The organism is Nonomuraea cypriaca (assembly GCF_015645445.1).
GTDB classification, from domain to species: domain Bacteria; phylum Actinomycetota; class Actinomycetes; order Streptosporangiales; family Streptosporangiaceae; genus Nonomuraea; species Nonomuraea cypriaca.
On sequence record NZ_JADOGI010000021.1, the window covers coordinates 1 to 19,596 of the forward strand.

25 protein-coding genes are annotated in these 19,596 nt (G+C 63.0%); 9 read left to right on the forward strand and 16 right to left on the reverse strand.

Annotation, left to right across the window (positions count from 1 at the left end; all coding sequences use genetic code 11):
- Nucleotides 1-113: 113 nt before the first annotated feature.
- From ITP53_RS09485 to ITP53_RS09520, 8 genes are all read right to left on the reverse strand, one after another.
- Nucleotides 114-644: a hypothetical protein gene (locus ITP53_RS09485; RefSeq protein ID WP_195894957.1), complete on the reverse strand. Its 531-nt coding sequence runs from the start codon at nucleotides 642-644 to the stop codon at nucleotides 114-116.
- On the reverse strand, nucleotides 641-832 hold the full coding sequence (locus ITP53_RS09490) for a helix-turn-helix transcriptional regulator (RefSeq protein ID WP_195894958.1): 192 nt from the start codon (nucleotides 830-832) through the stop codon (nucleotides 641-643). The genes ITP53_RS09485 and ITP53_RS09490 overlap by 4 nt, the downstream gene beginning before the upstream one ends.
- Nucleotides 829-2,442 carry a replication initiator gene (locus ITP53_RS09495; RefSeq protein ID WP_195894959.1) on the reverse strand — a complete coding sequence of 538 codons (1,614 nt, stop codon included), beginning with the start codon at nucleotides 2,440-2,442 and terminating at the stop codon, nucleotides 829-831. Before ITP53_RS09495 ends, ITP53_RS09490 begins: the two co-directional genes overlap by 4 nt.
- Nucleotides 2,439-2,588, reverse strand: a complete 150-nt coding sequence (locus tag ITP53_RS09500) for a hypothetical protein (protein ID WP_195894960.1) — start codon at nucleotides 2,586-2,588, stop codon at nucleotides 2,439-2,441. Before ITP53_RS09500 ends, ITP53_RS09495 begins: the two co-directional genes overlap by 4 nt.
- Nucleotides 2,585-3,922: an FtsK/SpoIIIE domain-containing protein gene (locus tag ITP53_RS60170; RefSeq protein WP_328814331.1), complete on the reverse strand. Its 1,338-nt coding sequence runs from the start codon at nucleotides 3,920-3,922 to the stop codon at nucleotides 2,585-2,587. The genes ITP53_RS09500 and ITP53_RS60170 overlap by 4 nt, the downstream gene beginning before the upstream one ends.
- A 167-nt stretch (nucleotides 3,923-4,089) precedes the next feature.
- Nucleotides 4,090-4,404 carry a hypothetical protein gene (locus tag ITP53_RS09510; RefSeq protein WP_195894961.1) on the reverse strand — a complete coding sequence of 105 codons (315 nt, stop codon included), beginning with the start codon at nucleotides 4,402-4,404 and terminating at the stop codon, nucleotides 4,090-4,092.
- Nucleotides 4,401-4,667, reverse strand: a complete 267-nt coding sequence (locus tag ITP53_RS09515) for a hypothetical protein (RefSeq protein ID WP_195894962.1) — start codon at nucleotides 4,665-4,667, stop codon at nucleotides 4,401-4,403. The genes ITP53_RS09510 and ITP53_RS09515 overlap by 4 nt, the downstream gene beginning before the upstream one ends.
- Nucleotides 4,667-5,098, reverse strand: a complete 432-nt coding sequence (locus tag ITP53_RS09520) for a plasmid replication, integration and excision activator (RefSeq protein ID WP_195894963.1) — start codon at nucleotides 5,096-5,098, stop codon at nucleotides 4,667-4,669. The genes ITP53_RS09515 and ITP53_RS09520 overlap by 1 nt, the downstream gene beginning before the upstream one ends.
- 190 nt (nucleotides 5,099-5,288) lie before the next feature.
- Between ITP53_RS09520 and ITP53_RS09525 the strand changes: the two genes are divergently transcribed.
- Nucleotides 5,289-5,717 carry a hypothetical protein gene (locus tag ITP53_RS09525; RefSeq protein ID WP_195894964.1) on the forward strand — a complete coding sequence of 143 codons (429 nt, stop codon included), beginning with the start codon at nucleotides 5,289-5,291 and terminating at the stop codon, nucleotides 5,715-5,717.
- A 16-nt stretch (nucleotides 5,718-5,733) separates the two neighbouring features.
- Here ITP53_RS09525 and ITP53_RS09530 read toward each other — a convergent pair whose 3' ends face one another.
- Nucleotides 5,734-6,468 carry a GntR family transcriptional regulator gene (locus tag ITP53_RS09530; protein WP_207755727.1) on the reverse strand — a complete coding sequence of 245 codons (735 nt, stop codon included), beginning with the start codon at nucleotides 6,466-6,468 and terminating at the stop codon, nucleotides 5,734-5,736.
- 241 nt (nucleotides 6,469-6,709) lie between these two features.
- On the reverse strand, nucleotides 6,710-6,994 hold the full coding sequence (locus tag ITP53_RS09535) for a hypothetical protein (RefSeq protein WP_195894965.1): 285 nt from the start codon (nucleotides 6,992-6,994) through the stop codon (nucleotides 6,710-6,712).
- A gap of 298 nt (nucleotides 6,995-7,292) precedes the next feature.
- Between ITP53_RS09535 and ITP53_RS09540 the strand changes: the two genes are divergently transcribed.
- The 4 genes from ITP53_RS09540 to ITP53_RS09555 all read left to right on the forward strand — a co-directional run bounded on the left by ITP53_RS09540 (nucleotide 7,293) and on the right by ITP53_RS09555 (nucleotide 12,639).
- Nucleotides 7,293-8,582 (forward strand): hypothetical protein, encoded by a 1,290-nt coding sequence (locus ITP53_RS09540; protein ID WP_195894966.1) that lies wholly within the window; start codon nucleotides 7,293-7,295, stop codon nucleotides 8,580-8,582.
- A gap of 636 nt (nucleotides 8,583-9,218) precedes the next feature.
- Nucleotides 9,219-10,160, forward strand: a complete 942-nt coding sequence (locus ITP53_RS09545; RefSeq protein WP_195894967.1) for a hypothetical protein — start codon at nucleotides 9,219-9,221, stop codon at nucleotides 10,158-10,160.
- A 131-nt stretch (nucleotides 10,161-10,291) separates the two neighbouring features.
- Complete coding sequence (locus ITP53_RS09550; RefSeq protein ID WP_195894968.1) at nucleotides 10,292-10,696, forward strand: hypothetical protein; 405 nt, start codon at nucleotides 10,292-10,294, stop codon at nucleotides 10,694-10,696.
- A 23-nt stretch (nucleotides 10,697-10,719) separates the two neighbouring features.
- On the forward strand, nucleotides 10,720-12,639 hold the full coding sequence (locus ITP53_RS09555; protein WP_195894969.1) for an AAA family ATPase: 1,920 nt from the start codon (nucleotides 10,720-10,722) through the stop codon (nucleotides 12,637-12,639).
- 491 nt (nucleotides 12,640-13,130) lie between these two features.
- Here ITP53_RS09555 and ITP53_RS09560 read toward each other — a convergent pair whose 3' ends face one another.
- Nucleotides 13,131-13,595 (reverse strand): hypothetical protein, encoded by a 465-nt coding sequence (locus ITP53_RS09560; protein WP_195894970.1) that lies wholly within the window; start codon nucleotides 13,593-13,595, stop codon nucleotides 13,131-13,133.
- Nucleotides 13,596-13,767: 172 nt separating this feature from the next.
- Between ITP53_RS09560 and ITP53_RS09565 the strand changes: the two genes are divergently transcribed.
- Together ITP53_RS09565 and ITP53_RS09570 are read left to right on the forward strand one after the other, a co-directional pair.
- Entirely contained in the window at nucleotides 13,768-14,361 is a 594-nt protein-coding gene (locus tag ITP53_RS09565) for a hypothetical protein (protein WP_236050642.1), read from the forward strand.
- A gap of 85 nt (nucleotides 14,362-14,446) precedes the next feature.
- The gene (locus ITP53_RS09570) at nucleotides 14,447-14,806 is read left to right on the forward strand and encodes a hypothetical protein (protein WP_195894971.1); all 360 of its coding nucleotides are present in this window, start codon (nucleotides 14,447-14,449) and stop codon (nucleotides 14,804-14,806) included.
- A gap of 1,157 nt (nucleotides 14,807-15,963) precedes the next feature.
- Here the strand turns inward: ITP53_RS09570 and ITP53_RS57155 are convergent.
- The 3 genes from ITP53_RS57155 to ITP53_RS09585 form a co-directional block, all read right to left on the reverse strand.
- Nucleotides 15,964-16,497, reverse strand: a complete 534-nt coding sequence (locus ITP53_RS57155) for a hypothetical protein (protein ID WP_236050643.1) — start codon at nucleotides 16,495-16,497, stop codon at nucleotides 15,964-15,966.
- Between the two features lie 221 nt (nucleotides 16,498-16,718).
- Complete coding sequence (locus ITP53_RS09580; protein WP_195894972.1) at nucleotides 16,719-17,141, reverse strand: type II toxin-antitoxin system VapC family toxin; 423 nt, start codon at nucleotides 17,139-17,141, stop codon at nucleotides 16,719-16,721.
- The gene (locus ITP53_RS09585; protein ID WP_195894973.1) at nucleotides 17,138-17,371 is read right to left on the reverse strand and encodes a hypothetical protein; all 234 of its coding nucleotides are present in this window, start codon (nucleotides 17,369-17,371) and stop codon (nucleotides 17,138-17,140) included. Before ITP53_RS09585 ends, ITP53_RS09580 begins: the two co-directional genes overlap by 4 nt.
- Before the next feature lie 290 nt (nucleotides 17,372-17,661).
- On the opposite strand from ITP53_RS09585, the gene ITP53_RS09590 reads away from it, so the two are divergent.
- Nucleotides 17,662-17,982 (forward strand): GYD domain-containing protein, encoded by a 321-nt coding sequence (locus ITP53_RS09590; RefSeq protein ID WP_195894974.1) that lies wholly within the window; start codon nucleotides 17,662-17,664, stop codon nucleotides 17,980-17,982.
- 79 nt (nucleotides 17,983-18,061) lie between these two features.
- Here the strand turns inward: ITP53_RS09590 and ITP53_RS09595 are convergent, their stop codons facing one another.
- Complete coding sequence (locus ITP53_RS09595) at nucleotides 18,062-18,517, reverse strand: hypothetical protein (RefSeq protein ID WP_195894975.1); 456 nt, start codon at nucleotides 18,515-18,517, stop codon at nucleotides 18,062-18,064.
- Between the two features lie 216 nt (nucleotides 18,518-18,733).
- Between ITP53_RS09595 and ITP53_RS09600 the strand changes: the two genes are divergently transcribed.
- The gene (locus tag ITP53_RS09600; RefSeq protein WP_328814333.1) at nucleotides 18,734-18,991 is read left to right on the forward strand and encodes a cell division protein CrgA; all 258 of its coding nucleotides are present in this window, start codon (nucleotides 18,734-18,736) and stop codon (nucleotides 18,989-18,991) included.
- A 212-nt stretch (nucleotides 18,992-19,203) separates the two neighbouring features.
- Here the strand turns inward: ITP53_RS09600 and ITP53_RS09605 are convergent, their stop codons facing one another.
- Nucleotides 19,204-19,587: a hypothetical protein gene (locus tag ITP53_RS09605; protein ID WP_195894976.1), complete on the reverse strand. Its 384-nt coding sequence runs from the start codon at nucleotides 19,585-19,587 to the stop codon at nucleotides 19,204-19,206.
- Nucleotides 19,588-19,596: the final 9 nt, after the last annotated feature.

The following is a 19,596-nucleotide window of genomic DNA, read 5'->3' on the forward strand; positions in this document are numbered from 1 at the left end:
GAAGCGCGGCGCGCGCTCATCCAGTACATCGAAGGCTTCTATAATCCGCGGCGACTTCATTCAGGGCTCGGTTATCGACCCCCGCTCGAAGTCCTCGACGAATGGTTCGATAATCAGTCGGTTGCGTGATAGAGTCGACCATATAGTTCATTTGGGACGTGTCCGGAAAACGCCGGGCTCCTCACCAGCGGCACATCTGGACGCTTGGCCTCAGGCAGGAGGGCGTACTTACGCAGAGCCGTACGCAAGATCTCGGCGTTCGGACGGCCGGGACGGTCCTTCGTGAGAGCGGGTAGGACCGTGGCGAGGCCGTCAGAGATGCTGTCGCGCGTCTTGGCCGCCGCGTGCGGCCACTTCATGTCGATGTACGCCCTGACGAAGTCGTAGACGGTACGGGCCTCCTTGGCCTTAAGCATCGACTGAGGGAGGCCCGTTTCCAGGTCGAACAGCTCGCCCTTCTTGGCGGTCTGGCGCAGGTCTGAGAGCCAGTTCTTCGCCTGTGCCGATGTGCGGAAGGTCTTGGACTTCTCCCGTGCCGCTACGGTCCAGCGCACGGTGTAGGAGATCGTCTTGCGGTTCTCGCCGGGCTTGGTGGACTTGTTCGGGCGGATGTCCCAGAACTTCACGTCGTAAGAGGCGTTCACGCGACCTCCCGCAAGGACTCCAGCCAGACGTTGAGTTCGCTTCGGTAGATGCGCAGTTCGCCGTTAGGCAGGCGGATGCCGTCGGGTGCCTTGCCGATCTCGCGCCAGCGGTAGAAGGTGCGGCGGGAGACTCCGCCGAGCTCGTTGAGGACCTGGCGGACGGTCAGCAGCTCGTCGTGCTTGGTCATGCGGCCCTCCCCGTGTCCTCGATTGCCGAAAGTTCTTGTCCGGCTGCTCTGGCCTCCAGTTCGCGGAGGTGAGCGCGCCAGCGTTGGCGTTCATGGACTGATCGGAGAAGGCGAACGGCGAGAGGTAGCACGTTGGAGTCTCCGACCGGTACGGGGCGCCAGACGTAGCGGTGTGGGTCAGAGGGCTTGTCGGCCTGGCCGAGGGCTTCGAGGACCCAGGTGCGGCGGTCCTGCTTGTGCTCGGCCAGAGTCTTGTTGGACCACTTGCGAGAGACGAGGATGCGGCGTCCGGCGTAGCCGAGGTGTTCGGGCTTGTGGGCCTTGCCCCGGCAGCGGCCGGGCTTCATGCCGGGCTTAGCGTCCTTGGGCTGGATGCCGTAGCGGAGCCAGTTTGGGCAGGTGGGTGAGCAGGGTTCGTAGCGGAGGGCGTCCAGCATGCGGGTCGCGTGCTGTTTCTGAGCCTGGCCGCCGTCGAGGGCGTCGCCGATGGACTTGGTGAGGTACTTGGACAGGTAGCGGATGCACTGGTCGGCGTCTGGGGTGCCAGCCAAGACGCCTTGGACATCGACCTGTTCGCCGAAGCGGATGACGTGCAGCGGTTCGGCGTCCTCGTCGAGTGTGTCGAGGGCCTCGCCCCAGGTGGGCAGAACTTCACCGGTAGCCGGGTTCAGGTAGCCGGTGCCGTCCTGCCAGACGGGCATGTGATCGCCCTCGAAGAGCACTTCGTCAGCTTGGGGCCACCAGACCTGGTGGTAGGTGGCGGCGGCGATCTGCTTGATCTCGGCTCGTGGGAGCGTTCCACGGATGGCCATGTGCAGGTGCGGGGCGAGCCGCTTCTGAGGCTCCACAGCGGCGAAGTACTGCACGTCATAGCCCGCGACGCGGCGTAGGTTCTGCACGAAGCGATCGACGAGCTTGGAGAAGTGCAGCGCGTCCCGTGCGGCGCGGCGGTAGTCGTAGGCGTCGGGGTCGATGGGTGCGCCGTCGCGAACCTTGCCGTACGAGGGCAAGGTGAGCGTGACGAACAGGGACGGCCGGTAGGTCTTGCCGTCGGTGCCGTGGAAGGTGCGTCCAAGGGTGGTGTGGGTCATCTTGCGCTTGGGCAGGTCGGGCGCGTCCTGTCGCCGCTTGGTGGAGCGGGAGCGCTTGGCGGTGGTACGGCCCAGGACGTTGCCGCGCATGCCTGCGGCGTTGATCTCCTCGTCCAGGCCGGTGATGATCGCGTCGAGTTCGGTGGTGTCGTCGCCGGCCTTTTCGGCGGCCTCGCGCTGGGCTTGGTAGTCGGCGCGGAACTCCACCAGCCAGCGCTGTTCCTCGTTGGCCTCGTCGGGTGTGATGGCGGGTTCGGCGTCCAGATGCCAGCCCTCGCGGCACTGGGCCTTGCGCAGTTGCTTGTTGCGCTTGGCGCACGGCGGGCACTTGCTGTCGAGGGTGGCCCCGCACGGGACGTCGATGATCTCGGACGTGCCGGTGACGATGTCGAGCCGCTTGAGTGGGATGGGACGGATGCAGACGCCGTGGAGCTTGGCGACCTCTACGAGCACGTCGCGGGCCATCGGCATGGCCTGTCGGACGGCCCGGGGGAGGGCGCGGTCGTGCGGATGGGTCATGCGGTCCTCCCTTCGTCGGCGTCGGTGACGATGAGCGCGGTCTGGCCGCACTCGGAGCACTCGACCAGGGCGCGGACGGGATCGAGCCAGAGGACGTTCAGGGCGAGGCAGGTGGCGCAGCGCAGGCCGTGGAGCAGGTGAGTCATGCGGCCTGCCCGTAGTAGGCGACCATGGCGCGGATGTCGGCGTCGGAGACATAGGCGGCGCGGACCCGGATCGGTTCGGGTGAGCTCTCCAGCCGCATGTACGCGACGCCTGCACCCAGCTCCGGGACGGGTGAGATGTGATCGGCCAGAGCGCCCCGGTCGCGTGCGCCGTCGCCGAGGACCATGTCCACCTGCTCGGACTCATCCAGCCGGAGCGCGATCTTGTCGGGGAACAGGTTGCGGATGTTCATGACCTCCTTGCGCGGGTCCTGGAGAGCGGCCATGACGCCGACGCCGACCGATCGGCCTTGGGTGGCGAGCGTGGCCAGGGCAGCGGAGATGCGCTGCCGGAGTTGCCGGTCGGGCTGGTAGGCGGTCAGGAACGCCACCTCGTCGACGAGCACCAAGACGAACGGGTCCTCGATCGTTGGGATGTGGGAGCGCTGGAGACCGGCGAAGCGAGTCGCGCGCTTCTGCATGACGGAGACGGCCTCGTCGAGCAGGTCGGCACAGTCGGCGGGATCGGCGGCGTAACGGCTCTCGAATAGCTCGCGTCCGAAGGACAGCTCCATCAGCTTGGGATCCAGCGCCCAGACTTCGGCCAGGCCCGCCCGCATCGCGGGGAGCAAGCCGCGGATGGTGTCCCACAGGAACGAGCCCTTGCCGGCCCCGGTTGCGCCCGCGATCAGGACGTGGGTGCCGTGGACCTTGAGCCGGAGTGGTCGGCCGTCCTCCTGCTTGCCGATCTCGACTGGTCCGACCGATGGCTCATCCGGGATGGGCAGGGCGGGCATGGGCGCGGCCAGCGGATCGGTTCGCGGGACGGTCAGCAACAGTCGGCCGCCCTTGATGAGCGCGATTCGGCAGGAGGTGGCGCCGAAGCCTTGGGCGAGGTTGTCGATGCGGTCGGACCAGTCCTTGACCGCCTGGCCGCCGAGCATCCGGATGGTGATGCGGTCGGCCCAGCCGTCGCAGGTGATGCGGACCAGACGGGGCATGTAGACGCGTCCGTTGACGCGCTTGGCCAGGCCGGAGACGTCCATGACGCCGTGCCAGTGACGCCGGTAGACCGACATCAGCCGCCACCAGGACAGCAGCCGGAAGCCGATGAGGCGGGAGAAGGAGTCGGGCTCGGTGAAAGCCCAGGCGAGCAGGGACAGGACGACGAAGCCGAGCGTGGACACTGCGGCAGGCCAGCCGTACCAGGTCCACACGACTCCCAGGGCGACCGGGACGGCGACCGCGACCGGATGCCGCCAGGTGGTGCGGATGAGGGCTGACAGGAAGCGCCAGCCGTAGACGAGGAAGGTGATGATGGCGGGTGTCTTGAGCACGGCCGGTCAGAAGACGACGGCCGTATCGGGCGTGGTGGAGACGAGGTTGCGCGCCTCATCGCCAGGCAGCCGCTTGAACATAAGCTGGGTACCTCTCGTGATGTGGAGTCAGGGGAGAACCGAGGGGCCGCCGGAAGTTGCCGCTTCCAGCGGCCCCGCCTCGTAGGTCAGGCCGCCGTGTCGGTGGCGTCCTTGGCCGGCTCTTCGGTGTGCAGCAGTTCGCAGTCGGCCAGGTAGCGAGCGGCGGCGTTGAAGATCTCCCGGGCGATGTCCAGGTCGGCGTCAGTGACCGGCCCCGCCCCGGTGGTCGAGATGTGCACGCTGGCCTCGTGAGAGGCGAACTCCAAGTACGGGCGCGGATTGCTGACCAGCAGTCCGGCGCGGATCTGGAGGCGCGGCGTGTGGAAGGAGACCCCGACGTGCGGGTCGGAGTCGGGTCGCATGGACACGGTGACGTAGGTGTACGGCCGGTGCTCGCTCACGCCGCCACCCCGCGTCCGTCGGGCAGGCCGTAGAAGCTGCGCTCCATGGAGCGGGCGAAGCGGTGAGCCTCGCGGGCGAGCTGGCGCGCGAACTCCAGGTCCTTGACCGTCACGGGTCCGCTCGTGGTGACTAGGACGGAGGTGGCGCCGAAGTCGAGCGCCAGGACGGGCTCACGGCGGGTGAACGGGTGGTTGAGCGTGCGCGCGGCGTTCCCGGTGGTCAACCGGATCACGCTGTTACGTGGGGTACGGCGACGGGTCATCAGGCGGCTTCCTTTCCGGCCTTGGTCGTCGAGGCGGTCTGAGTGGGTTGGGCGGTCTGGCGGGGAGCGTGCATCTCCTGAACCTTGATCGAGAAGGCGAGACGGCCTGCCGCGTTGACGTACGGTGTGACCGTGATGCCGTGGAACTCGACCGGCGTGAACGGCAGCCCCGGCATCGGCTGCGGCGGAACCGGCTGGACCGGCGCGAGGATCTTGACCGCCACCGTCTTCTGAGCGGGCTTGAGGGTCGGGTCACCGTCCATGACCGCGACCTGCCAGACCAGCTCTGCGGTCTGCTTGTCGCGGGCCTGCACGAACCGGCCGTTGGACGAGGCGTCGAAGTCCTTGACGGGCTCGACCTCGCCGACGATGTAGCAGCCGTGCGGGAACACCATGGCGAAGGTGACGGGGATGGGGCCTTGCAGAGCCATAAGGCTTATTCCTCCCTTGGCTGACAGGCACTTAACCTATCAAGTGATGCTCTGAGATTAGGCAGTTCAAACTTGCTAGGTCAAGTGCCTGTGGCGAAGTTGTTTGGCAAAGAGTCGCACGTCGGCGGCACATTGGTGACGATTGCCAGCCCTTCCATCTATTGGAGACAGACCGGGCAATGATGTAGCAATGGGGGAAACCCGTACGGAGCGAGAGACCAGAATTTCGGTCGTTATCGGCCTGCTCGCCGCTCTGTGGCTTGTCGGGACGACGACACTCCTGAGCCTGGCCCTCAAGGAGCTGCTACGGCTGCGATACGCCGTACAGTTCACCGATCAGGAACCGGATTCCCTCCTGGAGGAGTACGCCATTGCCGCCGCGATTATCGGAATCGCCGCGCCCGCCGCAGGTGCCATAATCGCGGAGAAAACAGGCCGAGGCGGCATCGCCGCACTCTTCGGCGTCGGAGCAGCCCTATGCATGATCGTTGTATTGGCCTTCGTGAGCGGGATGCAGGGCAGTCCTCAAAATGCGGACCGCATCAGGAGCGTCCACACGGAACCTGCGATGGTTTGTACCGTCCCACCCGAAAAGGTGCTGGAGGTCCCAGGATGCTGAGCCCTGCTGCAAGAACTCAGGCGATCGGATAGGCGTCTTCGAGTTCGTGGCGATCAGCGGGAAGTAGCACCTCAACCACGGCAAGAGGCCGGCCGGAGGCATCCCGGACAGCTCCGAATACAGCCAGGAGCGGCGTGTTCTTGGGCATGCCCAGTTGCTTGGCCTCCTGGGCGGTGGGCATGCGCGCGGTGATCTGCTCCACGATGTGGTCGAAGCGGACGCTCTTGCGTGCCTGAAGATGCTCGCGGAAGCCCTGACGCAACGGCTCACCGCTGGTCAGATCTGTCCCCTCAGACAGTTCCAAAGGCAGCCAAAGCGACACCAGCTCGGTCGGCTCACCCTCGCGTGTCATCAACCGCCGACGAAGGAACGCTTTGCTCTTGGGCTGCACGTCGAGCAACACGCCGACCCGATTCGGCACGGCGACCGCGCCCACTTCGACGACCTCGCCCGTGGAGTCGGTCTCCGGCTTGGTCAGGTACGCCTGCCCGGGACGCTTCTGCTCCATCGAGGCCATCGCCGGACGGCCGCGCACGAAGCGGCCCTTGCCTTGCTGGGACTCGATCCAGCCCTGCTCACGCAGCACGCGAAGAGCGGCGACCACGGTGGGACGAGAGACGCTGAACTCCTGGATGAGCTGGTTCTCGCTGGGGAGGAGTGTGCCCGGCAGGTACTCTCCCGCCTCGATGCGCCTTTGGAGAGTCTGCACAAGCTGCGCATACTTAGGCGGAACGGACTCAAGCGACATCATGACCGTCCAACAGCCGACAGGTTGTTTTACCAAGTTTGAGCGTATCCGGCTCGTCGCCGGCTGTCTACGCGGTTCGCGGGAGCCGTGCACGAGGAATCCGGCAGGCAGCGCAGTGACCGGGCTGGGAAGGTTGCCGCGGGGGCTGCAACTGCAACTGCCTGCCGGGAGAAGGCGCGACGAGCCAAGGTCACGGCCCCCACCCCCTCCGGAAGGGACCGCGCCCGCCTTGCCGCGCCCGTCATCACCTGGCGATGTACTCAGCCAGGACGTTCGCCGCCCCCTCGACATCAGTGGTCGGGTGCCGCCTCTCGGCGTTCTGCCAGGAGTAGTAGGCCCCGCCGTACCCGACGAACACCCACACCGGCATCCCTGGCACGGGCTTGTGCACCATGAGCGCACTGTTGTTGTCCCGCAGCTCGGCGTTGACGCCGAGGTTCGTGAGCTTGTCGCGCAGCCGGACGAGCAGGTCGCCCTCTTCCTGACCCTGCGAGAAACCGCTCACCGCTGCTTGAATGATCGAGTTCATCTTCCGCTCCCTTCGGCCCGGCCGTCTCCGAGGCAGTCGAGACACTCCCGCTCCCCACTCGCGTCGCAGCTTGATCCCGCGTCCCCGGCAAGCAGGGCAGGGCGACGTCTTGCTTGTCTCGTCTGGCCGGATCACCGTCGCCATCTCCTCGTTCATCCGGCGTTCCCTGTGGCGGGAGGCCGCGTGACGTACCGTGGTTGATTGATGACAAGTCCACCGGCAACCGCGTCTGAGCAGGACCCCTGAACGGCCCCCTCATTTCCCCTTTCGAGCCCCCAGCCGGGAGGAAGACCCGAAGATGCCCGACTACATCCCAAACGTGCGCCTTCGCGCCTGGCGCAACCAGGAGCAGCTCAACCGCGCGCAGATGGCCGAAAAGATCAACGCCACGCCCATCGGTGTCGCACAAAGGTTGGCCTGCGATGAGGAGCGAATCCGGCGCTGGGAAGCAGGCGAAGTCAGGTGGCCACGCACCGAATATCGGCTGGCCCTGACCCAACTGACCGGGAAGGCACCGGAAGAGCTCGGGTTCTTGCAGGGGAGGCAGAGCGAGAGCCGTCTCATTGAAGCCCAGGTAATGCCCACCGACGCACTACGAGCCGAAGCCGACTTGTACGGGACGATGGAGCTTGCCCAGCAACTCCAGGCATCTGACGTCGGAACGGGCACCTTGGAGGCTCTCGCCGAAGCCGTCAATCTGCTGTGCCGCGCCTACCCGGTGGTGCCCGCCGGCACCCTGCGGGATCGCACGCAGAAGCGCCTGGCCCAGATCAATCACCTGCTCGCCGGGCGCCTCACCCTGGACCAGCATCGTGAGCTGCTCGTGATCACCGGTTGGCTCACCGCCTTGCTGGGATGTGTTCATTACGACTTGGGGGAGAGGGAGGAAGCCGAAACCGCCCGTCGTGCAGCCTTCGAGATGGGACGCCAAGTAGGTCACGGAGAACTCATGGGATGGGCACACGAAATGTCAGCCTGGTTCGCCCTCGTCGAAGGCCGCTACGAAGACGTCGTCACCGCCGCCCGCACGGGCCAGGCCGTGGCCGGCACCAGCAGTGCCATGGTCCAGCTCACGCTCCAGGAAGCCCGCGGTCTGGCTCGCATCGGCGACCGCCGGGAGGCCGACCGCGCCCTGACCCGCGGAGCCGAAGTGCTCGGTGTCCTGCCTGTGCCTGACCATCCAGATCACCACTTCATCTTCGACCACGCCAAGTGGATCTTCTACGCCGCCACTTGCTACACCTGGCTCGCCGATGATGACCGCGCTGAGGAACACGCCCGCGAAACCATCCAGATGCACACCCGCTCGGATGGCACCTCCAAAGCCCCCATGCGCATTGCCGACGCGCGCATAGACCTGGGCATCATCCACGCACGACGAGGCGACCTCGACGCCGCAGTTGAGGAGGGCATGGCCGCATTCGACATCGACCGACGGTCTCTCACCGACCTGGTCAACCGGGCGGGAGATCTCCATCGCGTCCTACGACAGCGCTACCGCCGAGAACCGCTTGCCGAAGAGTTCCACGCACGGTTTGTGACTGCCAGACGGGCGCTTGCCAATCGTTGTCCAGATCTGCTCGATTAGCTTCGAGGGTTCCGCAAGCCTGTGCAACTTGAAGCTCGCTACCTGAGCTGCCTTACGCGACGAGTCCACGGCGTACGAGGTGATCAGACGATTCGCTGGCTCCGCGTAGGCCCCCGGTTTGGGGTTGCTGGGGTGAAGTCCCTACCTGCGGCTTGAGCAGCAATGGTGAACGTTACATATTTATCGATTGCGGCTGACCGGAACCCCTCACGGTGGATAAAACATAAGCCAGTCGCATTTAGGATCTAGACATCTGCAAAGCTATGGGTTTACGTTTCCCAGGTGGATGATGTTGAGCCTCCCCTTGAGGGGCCCCTGGGCCAACGGCCTGAAGAGGACCGCGGCCATGAAACGGCACGGTGGTTTGCCTATCAATATGCATGCACAGTACAAGACTGCCTTCGAATGCTGATCGAGCCAATCCCATGGGTGCTCTGCGAGTGGCATACAGACTTCGTATGCTCAGGCACAGACGGCATCGGTCCACATTGGCTTGTTTCCGTCAAGCATAGGCGGCCCAACCAGGGCGCGTGGCCGCTGTCAGAACTCTGTGGTCGCGGCGGCCTTGGAACGCTCTATAAGCGCTGGAAAGCGAGCGAGTGTGAGCACAAGTGTCGTCTAATCACGAATTCGCCCTTGCAGCCGGGGAAGAATCAAGCAGGAGCTCTTGCGAAGCTCTTGGATCGGGGGAGTGCTTATATCAATTTCGAAGATGAGATTGCCCACTACGCCTCCGCCCTGCAATCTGGACTGGGGGCGGAAGATGCACCATCGGTCATTCAGTTCCTTCGATCACTCAAGATCTCGACCACATCAGGCGACGAGATTGGGATGAGAGCTTTCGTTATAGAAGAAGTCGCTAGACCAATCCTCCTTCGCCTCGGGATTCAACCGGCATTAGCGCGTGCGGCGTATAATGCCGCATTTTCCCTGGTAGAAGACGCTGTGCAAGGTCTCGATCCGGAAGTGCCAAACCCGATCTGGGCTAGCAGCGAAAACCTGCTTGAGGTAGAGCGTGGTCATAGAACTTTAACCCGCGACCGTTTGATCAGAGCGCTTGTCGATGCCGGGCTACCCATAACCAGCGATACCGATACAGGAGGAAGGTTAGCGATAAGTGCAATGAGCCGAAAGCTAAGAGCAGGTTGCGTGGGGCCTACAGTGACAAAAAGCGCGCCGCGTCTTCGCCGCGATTGGTTTGAGGTGGAAGCAGCCTACCGTGCCGATGTGCCCACAAGATTTAATGACGAAGTGCGACGAATAAGGTCCGAAGTTGCGAATCGCGCAGGAATAGCCGAGAGTACTACGAGAATGCCTGGTCAGACCTATGGCATGAAGATGCATAGCGAACTCAGCAAGTTGCTGAGTGACTCGGGTTTCAAACCCAATCTCCCAGTTGGCCCCCCAGAGCTTATGGGATGTGCTTACCAGTTGACCGATGAGTGTGAGGTTTGGTGGTCCGATGAATTTAACCCGAGTGGAGAGGCTCCTTGGACGCTGGTGCAGGCTCCCCCAGAACAACTAGCGCTCCTTCCAGAAGATTTCAACTCAGCAAACGGCAAGGATAATTCGTTATGACCTCAGATCATAGAGGCAGATCAAGTGCGTTGGATTATCATGCGGCGCGGTTGCTGATACTCATCACTAGCTTCACAAGGCCGCGAGGCGGGGGCATCGACGGATTGACAAAGCTAGCTAAGTTGGACTTCTTGATCCGCTATCCCGTTATGTTGGAGAAGCTTTTATCGGTTCTAGATGAAAGGCTGGATCTCCACATTGCTAAACCCACACGCAGCGAGCGCCTTGCCGTAGAGAGTCGTATGGTGAGGTATAAATTCGGCCCGTGGGATGATAACTATTATCCAATAATAGGAACATTGATAGGTCTAGGTCTGATTGAGAAAGCTTCTGGCCGAGGTCGCATCGCAGTCAGGTCAACAAGAGCCGGCGTGGAGCTTTCTACCCGACTTTCTAATGATGAAAATTGGTCGGCGATTGCGGCAAGATGCCGATTCGCAGCACAGCATTTTGATATGAGTGGAAACCAGCTTAAAGAGCTAATCTATGCCAACTTGCCGGATGTAATCGATCGACCACACCGAACCTTGATCTGATCTATCGGAGAGAGTACAGAGGCATGAGTGTCTACTTGCAGTTCCACAGCATAGATCTGAATACCGATGTGGATAGCAGCAGTTACTCGTTCACATCAGGTCTCAACGCTGTAATTGGTAGCTATGGCACAGGCAAGAGCAGCCTCTTCGAGCTGATTAAATTCGCACTTGGTGCGCGGAATGTCAAGATCATGCCTACGGTCAAGCAGCGTTTGCGATCGGTGGTCCTTAATGTGACTCTAGGATCGAATCGAATGCAGCTGCAAAGGAACGCAGGCGAGAATCACATACTGGTTTCCAATTCAGACGGCACAACAGAGCGGTGGACCGCCACGGGTGGAAAGTTGCCAGCGGCAGGCGACCGCTTACTTGAAAGGGTGGGAATTCCTTCAGTGCGCCTCAGCAAGAAGGGAGCGGAGAAGGGTGACCCTCTGACCTTCTTTGACTTGTATCGGTACGTTTATCTGCCTCAATCGGATGTCAACTTGTCTGTTGCTGGGCACGCCGATCGATTCCTAAATCGAAAAAGGAAAGCTATCTTCGAGCTTACTTATGGCTTGTCGAGCGAGGAGATTAGAGAACTCGAGCTTGAGATTTCTTCTCTTGAGACCAAGCGTGACAACATGCGCCTATCCGCTAATGCGGTAAAGCGGTTTCTTGGCGATGTAGGAGCTCCAGAGGAGTCGGAGCTTCATGCTGCCGAGCTTGAAGCCAGGGCTGCTCTTACGGAGGCCGAACAGCGTCTCCAAGCAGTAAAATCCCTTGCATATGACGCACTGCCGGGAGATCAGGAGAGTCTACGATCCCGAATATCTGCCCTTCGTGTCGCCGCAGCGGACACTGAAGCGGCGCGGTCCGTAACTGCTGCGGCCGTTGGGCGAGGGGAATCTCTGCTAGCTCAACTCGACCTTGACGTCAGCCGCGAAATGAAAGCCAACATTGCCTCTACGGCATTATCAGGGCTTGAGTTCTCAACGTGCCCTCGGTGCCTGCAATCTGTAGGCGATCGTGAGATTCCCGTCGGGCACTGTCTGCTCTGCCAACAAGTTCAAACGTCAGCAGACCCTGCCAAACATCAGCAGGTGGTTGAGAGATTAACTGCGCAGCGTGACGAAGCCGCAGCCTTGCTTAAGCAAGATAGTGAGCAGCTGAATCTCATTACTAGCGAGCTGGATCGGCTACGGTTGGAGCTCAATCACGCTGCTTCAGAGCTTGAGCGCCAGGCAGATCCTGCGAGGCTCGTACCTAGTATCGATCTCGCAAGCGATGCTGCAACAGAGCGCGAGCTCGCGCGTGCACGGCTCCGGGACATTGCACGGTTCCACACTCTGTGGGACCAGTACGGACGGCAGGAGGCTGAAATCGCTGAGGTGCAGCGCACAATAGAATCCAAGCGGCGCCTTCATCGTGAGTTAATATCGGCATTAGAGGCACGTCGTATTAGACTAAGTGAACTTGGTGAGATCTTTAATTCGGAGATAGAAGCTCTGCAGTTTGCGGGATACGAAAGAGCCAGTATCGACCCAGAGACCTACCTGCCCTTAATAAACGACGACTCCTTTGAAGAGCTAAGCGTCAGTGGTGCAAGAAAAACGCTAGCTAACGTTGCCTATTATCTGTCAAATCTGGGCTACTCTCTGAGTAGCAGAGAGATTAAGATGCCGAGCGCACTTATACTCGACAGTCCCCGGACGAGTCTGGGCAACACGCAGGAAGATATCGCTGCGGGCAAACGTCTCTACTATAGGATGCATCTCCTGTCATTAGCTTATCCCGCTTGTCAGATCATCGTGGCCGATAATGGTCTTCCCGGCTTCAATGTACGTAATGATCTGGAGCGCGAGGTTGCCCGTTCGATTCGGGTTACCGAGCTCACGTATGAACGACCGCTCCTTCGGGGAGTGCCACATCCTGGTCGGGGTAACGTTGAGACTATCAAGTGATCTACAACTGAGAGGTGCGCTGGATTTAGGCCTACAGCATGATCGATCAGACTTGAGCCAGCAATCCGCTATCACAGGGACCCGCTTCTAGGAACGTCCGGCGCCTTTATGTGTCTGCTACGGTTCCGGCAGTTGTCTGCTCGCTGCCGAGTTGTTCTTATGGGGATCAAGCGGCGGCGCGGCGCGCCGCCGTACCCCCGGCCCTCCGCCCGCCCGCCGTCCGGGCGTGCGGCCTGGGGGCCGGTCCCGGACGGCGGCGGGACACCGGGCCGGGCACCGCGCGCCGGCCCCGCCGTACCAACCGAACGCGCCGATCGGGGTTGCCGCGCCGCCGTGCAGATGCGGCCCTACGATCGCCACGGCATGGCTGGACGCCGTACGTGCTTGGGGGCGATCGACGATCCAGGGTTCGTTCCTCACCCTGGCTCACCGAAGAGCGTGGCTGATCTCTGATGTCAAACTCCGTCGAAGCGTCTCACGTGCGTAAGCGCTTAGATCCAAAACTGGATCTTGTATAGCTCGATCCGGGCGAAAGCGTGGGGGAAGCCGGGCTCCTGTTCGGTCCGAAGGATCTTGGTGGATACCCGTGTGGACCAGGTGTTATCAGCTTTCCCCAGGTCGAACTCCATGTCGTGCGAATAGCCAGTCGCCCAGGCTACGACACCGATCAGCCCGGATCTCAGTGAGAGCTGGCCAGCCCACAGCCCTTCCCAGTCATCCACAGGTGGCGGCCCGTCCCACCGCTCGAACCGGTTGTGGACCGTATGCACATACCCATCGGAGTATGCCGTCTGGATGATCAGCCCGTCGTGACCTGCTGCGATCCTGCCGTCCGGTGGCTCCATCTCCCCTTCGACTGCCGAGCCCACTAATTGGCCGTCGACAACGCTCGCGATGGCGAAGAGTCTGTAGTCGGGTCTTACCTCGTCCGTGAGTGAGCGAAGAAGGCTGCTCATAGTCTCTCTCTTTCCCAGTGCATGCCGTCGGAGCCAAGCCGATCCCACAGCTCAAGGCCGTGATCGTCGTGCCATTAGCGTGCTATTAAGGGCGGCTGCCAGCGGTCAATCACGGTCACTCGCGGATCATGTGCTGCGCAGGTCGAGGCCGCTGTCCTCGAAGATCAGACCGATGGGCAAGCAGGATGTCAGGAGTTCGAATCTCTTAGGCTCCACCAGCACTAGATTGGCTCGCGTGCAGGATCGGCGGCGGAGCTATGGGTACGTGGGACCGGCCGACGTGAAGGCTGCGGTCCGCTCCGGCAATGAAGGCCACCCCATCAGGTTGAGGGCGGACTTCGACCGCTGGGTCGCGGAGCGCTCGGGGGCGGAACTCGCCGAGCCGTTCACCTTCGTGGTTGACATGGACGGGGTCCTGCGCCTGGCGCCCCGCCGTAGCGAGCATGTCACATGTGCTGGCGGCGGACGGGTGCTGAGCGCCGGTGAGATCGCTTTCAGCCGCGAGACAGGCCGCTGGGCGGTGCTCGGTGTCAGCAACCACTCGACTGGATACTGCCCGGACACCAGTTCGTGGCCGGCGGTCGCCGAAGCCCTGGACCGGGCTGGCCTGGGGCATCCGCCCGGCTTCACATCTGAGGTGGTGTTCCGGCGATGCCTAACCTGCCAGGAGCACAACATCGTGCGAGAGAACTACTTCGTCTGCGTCTTCTGCGAGAACGACCTGCCTGCGCTGTGGAACGTGGACTCATGCGATGAGCGCCCATGAACCAGCCGATCGTTAGGCGCTTCGCCAGGCGTCGCTACCGCGAACGCGGTGTGCTGCTGGAACGTCACGAGGAGAAAGACGCCGCATGACCGCTCCCGGCCGCTACGACTACTGCGGGCTCTTCCTACGCGGCGCCAGCCAAGAGGCCGCGATCGAGCTGACCGCCCGAGCCACCGGCGCGACACGCGATGGTTGCCTGCTGCGCGTCGGCACCATAGAGATCGAGGTCCGGCGCAACGACAACCGCACTCATGATGGAGCCGACTTCCCCACCTGGCCGATCAAGATAGATATCGAAAGCGGGAACGCCCCCAGCCACCAGGTCATCGACACGGTCTCCAAGATCCTCACCCAGGCGTGGCAGGCAGGCCATGACGCAGTCGCTGCCTGCGACTACGAAGACGAACTACCCGACCTCGGCGGATACCCCCGCTACCGAGACTGACCACCCACCCGATCCACAGGTATTGACAATTGCTCCCGGCTGGTGGTCGAGGCGGGCTGGGGCGTAGAAGTAAGCAAAGGTCGCGGGGCGATTTTTGGGAGCCACCTTGGGAGCCATCCGAACGGACGATCATGAACGGCGGGGGACGGAGACGAACGGCGAGGATGCCAGCAGATGAGGTTGCGGACGACTACGAACGCTCACGAAGATCGTTTGGGGACCTTGCAAACAGAAGGTCCGCAGAGGACACCTCGCGGAGTATGCACGGAATGATCTTCGGCGGGCGTTCTCCCGTGACCGCCGTTGTCGCAGGTCATGAGCGAGCAGCCCGAGAGAACGGTCACGCCCTGTAAAACCGTCGGCTCAGCCTACGCAAGTTCGAACCTTGCACCTGCCACACGCATTTAGCGCAGCTCAGAGGCTCTCCGGGGCCTCTTCTGCGTTTCAGGGGTGTGCAGCCGGATGCCGCCGAGAGCGGCCCGTTGTCGCAGGGCCACCAATATGACGTGCAATGATCTTGAGTGCGTTTCCGCAGGTCGGACCCTGGTTTGTCGATGTGAGCGCGGTTCTTTAGCGGGCGCGCTAGGGTTATGACGTCCTGCTTCGCAGGTGTCTGGCCGACACCGCTCGGACGTAGCGCAGCTTGGTTGCGCACTTGACTGGGGGGCAAGGGGCCGCAGGTTCAAGTCGTCTCCAGCCTGAGGTCCTGGAATGAGAGGGGCCCCGCTACGCTGCCGGGGCCCTCTGGATTGGCTTTCTTTCACGCCGCAAGCGCATCGCCGATCCGCTGGTTGGCGATCTCCTTCTGGCCGTCGATGCACTTGGCGTAGACCCTCAGGAGGACATCGACGCCGTGGCCCGCTCGTTCGGCCACATCCGGGGCTGAGACGCCTGCGTTCAGCCAGAGCGAGACAGCCGCGTGCCGGAGATCGTATGGGCGCTTGGCGAGCGGAGAGGCGACCTGGGCGGGGGTGAAGGCCAGGAGGCGGGAGTCCTGCCGACCTCGGTGTAGGCGGTGGATGCCACGACACCGCCTCGTTCGCTGGAGAAGATACGGCCGTCCTTGGCGGTGCCGTACTCGGCGATGTGCTCCCGGAGGATCTTGACCAGCTCTGGTGGGATGGGCACCGGCCGGACGTCTTGTTTGCCCCGGTGCTTCAGCCCACGTTCCTCGTGGGCGTTGCCGCTGTCGGTCCACTGGGTGTTGACCTCAGGGCGGGATACGTCGATTGTGAGCCGTCCCCAGCCCGATACAGGTAGTTGGCGTCCTGGATGCGAAGTCCGACCGCTTCGGCCGGGCGCAGGGCGGCGTAGTACATGCAGGCAAAGAGAGCCATCAGCCGCCGGCCTCTGCCGCGCCGTCCTATGTAGGTCACCGCTGTCAGCAGCTCTTGCGCCTGGCGAGGATTCACCACGACGCGAGGGTCCACGGTCTCGGTCGTCTTGGGCGGCTTCCACTTGACCTTGTGCAGCGGATTTGCCGAAAGCTCCTCCAACTCCACCGCGTACTCCAAAAGCGCATGGAAGACGGCGCGCTTTCGGGCGATCGTCGTTGAGGCCGCCGCCTTCCCGTCGAGGCACAGGGTCAGGGCGTGCAGAGCGAGCCGCGCCATCTTGGCCTCCTCCAGAGCCGCTAGGTCGAGCGAGGCCGCTTCCACGCCGCCGCACGGATACAGCCCTACGATCGCCACGTGTGGGCCGACCTCCGTCGTTGGTCGGGGGCGATCGACGATCCGCTGCTTCGTTCCTCAGCACCGGCTCACCGGATGGCGGTCGTCTCTCCGTCCTTCCACGCGCATTACCCGTAGCCGTAGGCCTGTCAGCGGGCCGATTCAGGATTACGCCCTCGTCTACAGGAGCGCACGCATGAGCCTGGTGGGGCTTGGTGTGGTGCCGCACCGATGGATGGGGGCTATGCGGGGAGCAGGGTGGAGGCGCCGACGTGCGCTGGCCGGACCGCCGTGAAATGGCGTACGTCGAGCGTGAACACCTCGTTGACCTTCAGGCGCTCGGCTATGGCGACGACTGACGCATCGACTGCGCCAAGTGGGAAGTCCGCATACTGCTCGACCAGCGAGGCAGCTCTGGAGAGGTCACGCTTGGTCAGCTCGACAAGCGTGAAGACGTCCGACTCAAGAGCGCGGAGAAACGCAGCCTCCGGCGCAGCGCCGCCGAATCGAGAAATCATGTAGCACACTTCGGCTGTGACGAGGCTGGGGACGAGGAGCTCGTTACGCGCGTCGTGGAGGCGTTGGAACTCGCGGACACAGCGTTCGTGATGGGCATCGTCAGCGAGCGCGGCGGCCACGAGCGGGCCGGTGTCGACGACGATCACTCCTCGCGCCCGAAGCCCTCGGCAAGAATTTCCTCGGTACGGGCGGCCACGTCCGAGCGGCCGGCATGGACGGAGCCGAAGAACGCCGGAGGCCATGGTTCGCTCTCGGCGTGCCCGGAGGAGTGGACCAGCCGCAGCGTGTGTGCGCGGATCTCCTGGAGCTGCTCTCCGGTGAGCTGGTCGACCAGCCGATGCAGGTCCTCGTACTCTTCAGAGGCGGCAGCCGTCATGCGTCTGATTCTACGCGCTGGAACCGATCGATTCCGAGCCGTGCAATATGCGTGCAATGATCTTGTCGGCCCAGGCCGAGCGGGTGGGCGTCGGCGCAGGTCAGGAGCTTAGTGGAACCCGGAACGGTCACGCGCTGTAAAACCGCTGCAGGCTTCGCAGCGTAAGACTGCGGCAGGGGAAAACCAGTACAGCGGGTGGGATTACCGTCACCCAAAGCCGAGAACTTCGACCCCGTGACCGCGATGGCCGCCCCAGCGCAGGATGGCGGCGCGAGAAGAGGGACTCGACCATGCCCAAGTATCTGATTCAGGCGACCTACACCGCAGATGGCCTCAAAGGAGTGTTGCAAGATGGCGGCACCGGACGCCGGCAAGCGGTGGAGCGCATGGCGGAAAGCGTCGGCGGCCGGGTCGAGCAGATGTATTTCACGTTCGGCGAGACGGACACGTATGTGATCGTCGACCTTCCGAGCAATGCGGCTTCGGCCGCTGTGGGTCTCACAATATCGGCGTCTGGGGCGGTACGAACGAAGACGGCTGTCCTGCTGACGCCAGAGGAGATCGACGATGCCGCGCGGATGGAGGTGGCATACCGGGCTCCTGGCGCGTGACAGTCGGGTGATTGCGCGTGTCGGCGGCGGCCAGCCACGGATCGGAAGATTCAGAGTGGCCATTTTCCGGTAGAGGCCCTCATCTCAGCTGTTCGGTCAGCCGCTCCAGGCCACCCTTGATGAGTTGCCCATACTCGTCGTCGCCAAGCGCGCCGATCGTGGCCTGCGCCTGCTGGAGGTGCTCACGGGCGCGGCCGAGATCGCCCAGCTTGCGATAGCACTCGGTCAAGTTGAGGTGCAACGACGGGTACAAACCAGCCACCGAGAGCGTCACCCCAGCTTCCGCCACCCGCTCATCGGTGATCAGGTCGGCGGCGGCAAGCGCGCGCAGGTCCCAAATCAGCTCTTGGTGCACGTCGTCTTGCACGTCGGCCATCGCGTGGGCAAGGACGCAAATGTGCAGCGGGTCGCCTTGCTCGCCGCCGATGTCGTCCCAGATCTGTGCGAACAGGTCGTGAGCGGCCTCACGCTGACCTCGGTGGTGGTGCAGCTCCACCCCCTCGCCGATCCGGGTGATCATTGGGTCGGTGATCATCAGCGGCTCCTTTATCTCGTATACATAAGGTCAGGGGTTCGATTCCCCTCGTCGGCTCCCAGGGGAGTGCCCTTCGCTTGATCCCGGAGGGCTCTTTCGATCTCGTACAGCGAGAGCATCCGGGGTAGAGGACTCCTTCACCTGGCGACGTTTCCCGCCTCTCGTGGCAGGGCCCCGGTGTATTGTTCCATTGGTGTCGTCTGAGGAGTGAAGCCGGTGTCAAATCCCCAGCCTCATCAAGGAACGCCCGACGTCGCGCCGCGGACACCGTGGTGGCCGATCGTCGCGATGGCTGCCTCGTGGATCATCGGCATCTTGTGGATCGTCCTGTTCTACGTGAATCCAACCCTCCCGGTTCTCAGCGAGTTGGGGAACTGGAACCTGCTGATCGGTTTCGCCCTCCTTCTCCTGGGCGGCGCCTTCCTGCTGATCTTTGCGGTGACGGCGATAGTGATGGCACACCGCCGCGGATGACGCGCGGGGGCACTCCGACTCCGGGATGCTCGCCGCGGCGGATGCCTGGCCCGTAAGTGGTAGACGAGATGCTCAGCGTGGGCATGGTGTGCGCGTCGCCGGGTCGGGGCTGTTCGCCGGCCATAAAGAGGTCATCTCATCTGGCAAGGAGGGCTTGCACGGACGAACCGGAGCAGGTGATTCACCGTTGGGCAGCGGAGGCCTCTTGGGTTTCAGCGCGGCCTACGCCAGTAAGCGAGCTGTCCGCTCGTGCTCTTGACCGCGCGTGGTGTCGACTCGTCCTGAGGCCAGATCTGCAGGAGATAGCGGTCGATGACCTCGTCGGAGGTGCCCACCTCCGCGGCCTCGCCCATGTTCTGAGCGTGGTAGCGCAGTCGGTACCAGCCCGGTCCCGTTGGCAGCGTGGGGAGTTCATGGACGTCTCCGCCGCCCCACTCGTACAGGGACAGCTGTCCGGCCTCGGACTTGAAGCTGATCTCCACGATGTCCTCGTACCCGTCGGTGTCCGCCCCCGGGTCGTGGTCGGCCACGGTCACCGAGAAACCGACCGCTCCAGTGTGCAGGCCCGTGATCAGGAAAGCGCCGCCGTCATCCACCCGTATGAT